Raw genomic sequence first — 7,306 nt, 5'->3', positions numbered from 1 at the left:
TTGTAAAGTACGATCTGGGTATAAATTCCCGTGTTGTGCTGCCATTTTGGGGGCAGACTGACGACCAATAACTATTTCTTGTTGGGGGGTAAGTTGTACCCTTTGTCTTTCTCCCGTAATGGGATTTTCACTAACATTTGTGAAGTAATTAAACATTCCAAAAATAGCGAATATTACCCCAATTAATAGGCGTATTAATAATCTACTCACTCGATCGATACTCTTGCTCTAAATGTATTAAATATATTATGGGGAGAATATTACCATGAGTATATTTGTTTCCTGATGTTTCTTTGGGCTTCTTTAATTTATTGAAAAGTTATTAGTTTTTAGTTGAAGAAAAAACACCATATACGGATTCAAGTAAAAGAAGTTTATCACCATACTCATTACTCATTACTCATTACTCATTACTCATGTACGGACGTTTCATGAAACGTCCCTTCATTACTCATCCTGCAAAAGCCCCTGGCAATAATTAATTAATCTACTGTTGCGATCGCTAATACTCTGCAAACGCCTGATTTTAGTAGTACTTTGACGTGCTGAAGCCAAAAATAAAATATCGGTAGTTAATAACTTAAATTCTCGTTTGATTTCCCTTTGAATTGATTCCCAACGAGGAACAATAGCTGCCTCAATTCCTTGGCTGGTTAGGTTGACTATGTTCTCCTCAAACCAATGTTGCAAGGTTTTAAATTTTTGGTCGTGCGCCAGAAAATTTGTTTCCCCATCTAAATCGGGCAGAGAATTATCAAACTCCGTTAACAAAGTCAGAAAATACTGATATGCTCGATTATGTGACGTAGATAACATTATTGAGTTTAAGATAAGGTAATAAATAAGGTAAAATTCTACTAAGCAAACTTGACTTTTGTACTCATGTTGCGATCGAAAATATTGCTTGTCAATATAAGTTTTATTCTTAAATAAATAAGTTAATTTTACAGATAAATACCCCTTTAGAGATCAAAATTAGACAACTGCCTAGTATTTGAATATCTAGCTTATCTTCTTCACTATCTAGAAGTAAGTTAATCAAATATACCAACAAAATAGCATTGCTCCAAGGTTTGCCTTTTACCTTGTTGTTTTTCTACTAATCTTACTAATATTTTTATAGATCTATGACCGCCATCTCTCTCATAGAAAGTCAAGATAACGAAGTTAAATTACCTCGATGGTTACAAAAATGCTCCCTCGACCGTCAAGATGAACAATCCGAATCGGATGCTAGTTTAATCTGTAGAGCATTTAATTTCGCTTACGAATTGCATGAAGGACAATATCGTAAATCAGGAGAACCTTATATCGCTCATCCGATAGCGGTAGCTGGCTTGTTACGAGATTTGGGAGGAGATAGTGTCACCATTGCAGCGGGTTTTCTTCACGATGTAGTTGAAGATACCGATGTTACCCCCGAAGAAATTGAAGAGATGTTTGGGGTGCAAGTGCGTCAATTAGTCGAAGGAGTGACTAAGCTATCTAAGTTTAATTTCTCTAGTACTACCGAGCGTCAAGCAGAAAACTTCCGACGGATGTTTTTAGCGATGGCGACGGATATTCGCGTGATTGTAGTTAAGCTGGCAGATAGGCTACACAATATGCGGACTCTGGATCATCTCAAACCAGAAAAACAACGACGTATCAGTCAAGAAACTAGAGAAATTTTTGCTCCTTTAGCCAATCGATTGGGTATTGGTCGTTTTAAATGGGAATTAGAGGATCTTTGCTTTAAATATCTAGAGCCAGAAGCCTACGAAGAGATTAAAGCCTTAATTGCCGAAAGAAGAGCAGATCGAGAAGCCAGAATTGCTCAAGTAACCGAAACTTTGCGCTCGCGACTAAACAAGTTAGAGATTAAAGTAATCGAGCTTAAAGGTAGACCAAAACATCTTTATGGTATCTATCAAAAGATGCAACGGCAACAAAAGGAATTCAGTCAAATTTATGACATCGCTGCTTTTAGAATTATCGTTGAAACCAACGAAGAGTGTTATCGCTCTTTAGCAGTAGTCCACGATGCTTTTAAACCGATCCCAGGACGTTTTAAAGACTATATTGGCTTGCCCAAACCCAACCGCTATCAGTCTCTCCATACTACTGTAGTTGGCTCTAACGGTCGCCCCATTGAAGTGCAAATACGCACTATGGAAATGCACCAAGTAGCCGAATATGGGATTGCAGCCCACTGGAAATATAAAGAAACAGGTACGAGCGATCGAACTGTGTCATCTGATGATACTAAATTTACTTGGTTGCGTCAGTTATTGGAATGGCAAAAAGACCTCAGTGACGCTCAAGAGTATATGGAGAGCGTTAAGGATAATCTATTTGAAGACGATGTCTATGTCTTTACTCCTGACGGCGATGTGATTGCTTTGGCTCAGGGTGCAACCCCTGTAGATTTTGCTTATCGCATTCACAGTGAAGTGGGCAACCATATGAAAGGAGCTAGAGTTAACGGGCGTTGGTCTGTCCTATCTAAGCCTTTGGAAAATGGGGATATTGTGGAAATTGTCACCCAAAAGAATAGCCATCCCAGTTTAGATTGGCTTAACTTTGTCGTGTCTCCTACCGCCCGCAACCGCATTCGACAGTGGTACAAGCGATCGCACCGCGATGAAAATATTGCTAGAGGCAAAGAACTTTTAGAAAAGGAAATGGGCAAAACTGGTTTTGAATCTTTACTCAAATCCGAGCCAATGCAAATAGTCAGTCAGCGTTGCAACTATCATTCAGTGGACGATATGTTAGCTGCTTTGGGATATGGAGAAATCACCCAAAATCATGTAGTCAATCGTTTGCGGGATGTGGTCAAAGAGTTACAGCCAGTAGAGGAAGAAGAGATCGAAACAGAAGCAGATGTGGAAATCTCTAACTATATTCCTCCTACCAGAGAAAAACGCAAAGGCGAATCGCCAATAATTGGCGTGGAAGGAATGCTATATCACATAGCAGGTTGTTGTAAACCCCTACCAGGAGAATCGATTATTGGTGCGGTAACTCTAAGCTCTAGAGGAATTTCCATTCACCGTCAAAATTGTCAAAATGTCGATAAGATTCCTGGAGAAAGAATTATTCCTGTAAGTTGGAATGATGGTAGCGAAGAAAACAAGCCGTTAACTTATCCCGTAGATATTCAAATCGAAGCACTGGATAGGGTAGGAGTACTAAAAGATATTTTGGCACGGTTGAGCGATCGTGGTATTAATATTCGCAATGCAGGAGTTAAAACTAGCCCCAATAAACCAGCTTTAATTTCTCTGAGTTTAGATATTCGCGATCGCCAGCAACTTGAATATATTTTCCAAAGAATTAAGAGTATGAGCGATATTTTAAATATTCGTCGCGTCATTGATTCTGGGGATAAATAAAGCCTGTGATTGCCAAAGAGTTATCTTTGATTGAGAATTTAAGTTGTGCGGGACATAATCAATTATTCAAAACAAAGGTAATTCCCTCTTGCCATCCATCAGGGGCTAGTTGTGTGGCATAGTAAGCCTGAGAATTATTTAGTTGGAGATTGTTACCCTTTGCCGAAGGAATCACAATCGGGCGATCGCATTGCTCTAACATGGGTAAATCATTGGGACTATCTCCCAAGGCAATAATACCCACTTCCTCTTGCCAAGTTTTCGAGTAATGTTCTTTCAAAAGGGTAAAACAACTAGCTTTATTAAAGATCCCCATCACGTGATAGAACCTCCCGCCTTTGACGCATTGTAAGTTAAAGTCATTTAATGCTTGACGAAAATTTTCTAGGGCAAAATCGCTATCTTGCCATAATAAAGGTTCTGTTGCCGATCTTTCCATCGCTTTACTAGCAGAATCAAAATCTAATCCTGTCCAATTAACAACATCTTCTACAGTAGCCTCGGCAAATCCTCGATACTTCAGTCCTAATTTGGCTTTAATCTCAACTAATTTTGGCAGAAAATCTTCTCTGGGAGTAGCCAAATATTGAGTTTCTCCCAAACCGCAAATTAACCCGCCATTTTCACAGACATAAGGTTCTTGATTGTCTAACTCCTGACGAATTGTGGCAATTTCTGCTTGAGTTTTACTGGAATTAAGAATTAAAGGGATATCTCGTTCTTTTAACTCGGCGATCGCGCCTAATGCACCAGTATAGTCGTAAGTCTGGTGATTTAATAAAGTGCCATCTAAATCGGTAATGACAATATATCTCATATTTTTATAATTTTTTTGAAGAGCTATTTTAAAAAAAATTATAAGAGGAACTTTGTCCGTTTAGCATAAGTTCTGATTAATTCGACGGGTTGATTTTTGCATACCTTCTTTTCCTTGAGAAATAAGCAGATATAGAACACAAGGAGGAGCGAAATTATGCAACTTATCGATAGAAAAACAACAAACAAATCTAAAAATACAAGATCGGTCGAATTACAATCCCATCAATTACTTTACCCTACTTTGAGTTCGTACATAAACTCAAAAAGTCTATTACATCAATCTGAAATTGTTGCTAGTGGTGGTTGTTCGAGATGCTACGATTGTGGCGGATTCATCCCCTCTCCATATGACAGAATAAGATGTGCAACCTGTGGGCATTCGTGGCAAGACCATAATTATTAAATAGCAACCTTAGATCGATTTAAGTAGCTAAAACCAACAAATTAATTAGTATTTTTCAGGGCGAGTAATGCTCGCCCTAATATAGAGTAAATAACAACTAAAAACAAGTCTATCTTTAGTTACTAAATCATCTTTAATAAGTCATCATTTGTACTAATTCTCTTAAATTTTTTAAAGCTGCATCCAAAGATTCATCTCTGATTTTTTCGTAAGATTCGAGTAAAACTTCAGTTCTTCTCCAATCTTTTTCGGTTGGGATATTACTTATGTTAATGTCCCAAATAATATTAGTTAACTCTTTCGCTTTTTCTACTTTTTCCAAATTATCGATCGCACTAATAATTAACAACCACAAATGTTCTCTATTATGATATGTCATTGTATTGTTTTCTCCACACTATCTAATTGAGCTAGGGGTAACTTTGCTGAGAAAATTTGGTACGCTTTGATAATGAATTTGGCAATTTTTCCCAAGAATTAATTGCCCAAGTGCTTCATTTATCAAACTCAGTATATTTACCGCCTTGATTACTGCTATACTCGGATATTTGAGATATGGATTGCTATGCTTAGATATTTGGCTAACTTCATTAATTTGTTACATTTTTGAAGTTGATTTATTGTAACAAATTCATATAGCTGATGGTGAAATTTTTAAATTTCTTCAGGGTAATTATCGAATCAATCTTAGATTAAACTATTAAATTAGTTCCTGATTTGTACGGGCATTACTAAATAAATCATATCCAATCCATCCAAAGGACTAAATATTACTGGTTGATTCCCTTCATTAAGTTGCATTTTAATTTCTGTAGCGGGAATAGCTTTTAAACCATCCATTAAATACTTAATATTAAAAGCAATTTCAATATCTTCTCCCATAATTTCGGCGGGTAAAGATTGTTTGGCATTCCCCACATCTTGGGCATCGGCAGAGACGGTTAATTCTCCTAAATTATTATTAATGCTGAATTTAACTAAATTATTTTTCTGTGCTAATACTGCCACTAATTCCAAACTACTCAAAAGTCGTTTGCGATCGACAACCATTTCCCGAACGAAGTTTTGCGGGATTAATTGCCCATAGGCAGGATAGTCTCCTGGTATTTTGGCACTAGTTAACAGGCGATCGCCTAATTGGAAAATCATCACATTTTCGTCAAAACTGACCTTAACACAGTCGCTTTTGGCTCGATCGCTCACAATTCTTTCTAATTCTCTCAAAGCCTTGGCAGGGATAGTTACGGCAAACTCTGGCAACTCAATTGTAGTATCTGATTCTTGAGCTTCTTCCTGCAAGTCTGTGGCTACTACTGCCAAACGGTGGCTATCTGTCGCAGCAAATTCTAAAATCTCCGCGCGATCGCTTTCTCCTAGTTTCTTAGTTTTTAGGTGTACCCCCGTAAGTATTTGTTTTGATAATTCCGCAGACGCAGCAAACAGGCAGCCACCCAAACCGCGATCTAATAAACTAATGGGGATTTCCATTTCTCTTTCCCCTTCCACTGTGGGTAATTCGGGAAACTCTGACGCATCAATTCCAGTCAACTGAAATTCTCCACCCGCAGAACTAATAGTTGCTACACAATCGGTTTCGCCGTCTCCTATATCAAGAGTAATTTCCATCTCTGGTAAGCGGGAAACAATATCATTCAATAATTTTGCAGGCAGAGTAATGCTACCAGCTTCTACGACTTCAGCATTAAAACTAGTCTTAATCCCCATGTTGCCATCAAATGCCGTAATGCTTACTTTCTGAATGCTTTCTATGGCTTCGATCGACACGTTTGCTAGCACCGCAGGTTCGGCACGAGAAGGCACGGCACGGCTGACAAGAGAAAGATTATTTTTAAGATCGCTTTGAGAGCAAACAATTTTCATTTTTATCGAACTAGCATCATTTTTACGAAGTCAGAGGAAGCCCAATCCCTTTTAATGCCCGTGGGATTCGTTGTTCTGAAATCCATACATAGATTATGGGGATAGGACACATTTCTAAAGTAACCCACAATGGGTACTTGTAATCCTTTAGAAAGGATAACTTACAGTTCATTTGAACCATCTTCTGATGAGAAGAGTAAGCTGGAAACAGCTACCTCGACTTTAACGGTAAGCTTACGATTAGGGATTTGCCAGTTACCTGTATTTAATTTTCATAATCTTGACCTGCAAGAGCAAATAAACTACAAAGAGCGCAAGTCATCAGCCCTAAAGCGATCGCCCAACTACTACCTCCAAAACTGAGATCGACCGCCCAATTGGTTAAAAAACCTGCAATGAGAAAGGGAATAATACTAAAAACCGAAGCGTAAAAAGCATTTTGAGATTCCCTAGCAGGACGGGTTTCTTCAAATTCTTCTGGGGAAGTATAGAGCCAACCTTCAGCAAAATTAAACCAACTTTCCAAGCGATCGCTAATCCAATTTCTAGTTGATTTTAAACCTATATATAATCCCAAAGACCAGATACAACTACCAGACAAATTTACTGTATCTAGTTCTAGGGAAAAAGCAATTAAGTCAATTATCATTTTATATTTATAACTATTTGTTATGAGTGTATTTTAGTCATTTATCGACTTCAACTATGCCTTTTAGGGGGTTTGTAACAAGTCAAAAAGCCCTTCTATGAGGCGCGAGGCAACCTCATCCTCCAAGACTGCCAAATTCTCCGTTTCCGCCCGCTTGAGCTAGGCGATCGCTGCAAT

The 7,306-nt window shown here is 38.1% G+C and carries 6 protein-coding genes; 1 reads left to right on the top strand and 5 read right to left on the bottom strand.

The features are described 5' to 3' along the window. Positions 1-447: 447 nt before the first annotated feature. Complete coding sequence (gene patD / locus AC33VI_RS11890) at positions 448-816, bottom strand: heterocyst frequency control protein PatD (protein ID WP_491782478.1); 369 nt, start codon at positions 814-816, stop codon at positions 448-450. A gap of 311 nt (positions 817-1,127) precedes the next feature. On the opposite strand from patD, the gene AC33VI_RS11885 reads away from it, so the two are divergent. Next, positions 1,128-3,377, top strand: a complete 2,250-nt coding sequence (locus tag AC33VI_RS11885; protein WP_491782477.1) for a RelA/SpoT family protein — start codon at positions 1,128-1,130, stop codon at positions 3,375-3,377. Between the two features lie 58 nt (positions 3,378-3,435). Here the strand turns inward: AC33VI_RS11885 and AC33VI_RS11880 are convergent, their stop codons facing one another. From AC33VI_RS11880 to AC33VI_RS11865, 4 genes are all read right to left on the bottom strand, one after another. Continuing rightward, a complete protein-coding gene (locus AC33VI_RS11880; RefSeq protein WP_491782476.1) occupies positions 3,436-4,194 on the bottom strand; it encodes an HAD-IIB family hydrolase in 759 nt (252 codons plus the stop codon). 538 nt (positions 4,195-4,732) lie between these two features. After that, positions 4,733-4,978, bottom strand: a complete 246-nt coding sequence (locus tag AC33VI_RS11875; protein ID WP_491782475.1) for a hypothetical protein — start codon at positions 4,976-4,978, stop codon at positions 4,733-4,735. Between the two features lie 326 nt (positions 4,979-5,304). Continuing rightward, positions 5,305-6,480 (bottom strand): DNA polymerase III subunit beta, encoded by a 1,176-nt coding sequence (dnaN, locus tag AC33VI_RS11870; protein WP_491782474.1) that lies wholly within the window; start codon positions 6,478-6,480, stop codon positions 5,305-5,307. 265 nt (positions 6,481-6,745) lie between these two features. Continuing rightward, positions 6,746-7,129, bottom strand: coding sequence for a hypothetical protein (locus AC33VI_RS11865; protein ID WP_491782473.1), 384 nt, complete (start codon positions 7,127-7,129; stop codon positions 6,746-6,748). Positions 7,130-7,306: the final 177 nt, after the last annotated feature.

The organism is Waterburya sp. (genome assembly GCF_058530065.1).
This window is presented reverse-complemented; position numbering and strand designations above follow the sequence as displayed.

Bases quoted from the DNA above. Each gene is read 5' to 3' on its own strand.
- AC33VI_RS11865 (WP_491782473.1), bottom strand. From the start codon at position 7,129: ATGATAATTGACTTAATTGCTTTTTCCCTAGAACTAGATACAGTAAAT.
- dnaN (WP_491782474.1), bottom strand. From the start codon at position 6,480: ATGAAAATTGTTTGCTCTCAAAGCGATCTTAAAAATAATCTTTCTCTT.
- patD (WP_491782478.1), bottom strand. From the start codon at position 816: ATGTTATCTACGTCACATAATCGAGCATATCAGTATTTTCTGACTTTG.
- AC33VI_RS11885 (WP_491782477.1), top strand. From the start codon at position 1,128: ATGACCGCCATCTCTCTCATAGAAAGTCAAGATAACGAAGTTAAATTA.
- AC33VI_RS11880 (WP_491782476.1), bottom strand. From the start codon at position 4,194: ATGAGATATATTGTCATTACCGATTTAGATGGCACTTTATTAAATCAC.
- AC33VI_RS11875 (WP_491782475.1), bottom strand. From the start codon at position 4,978: ATGACATATCATAATAGAGAACATTTGTGGTTGTTAATTATTAGTGCG.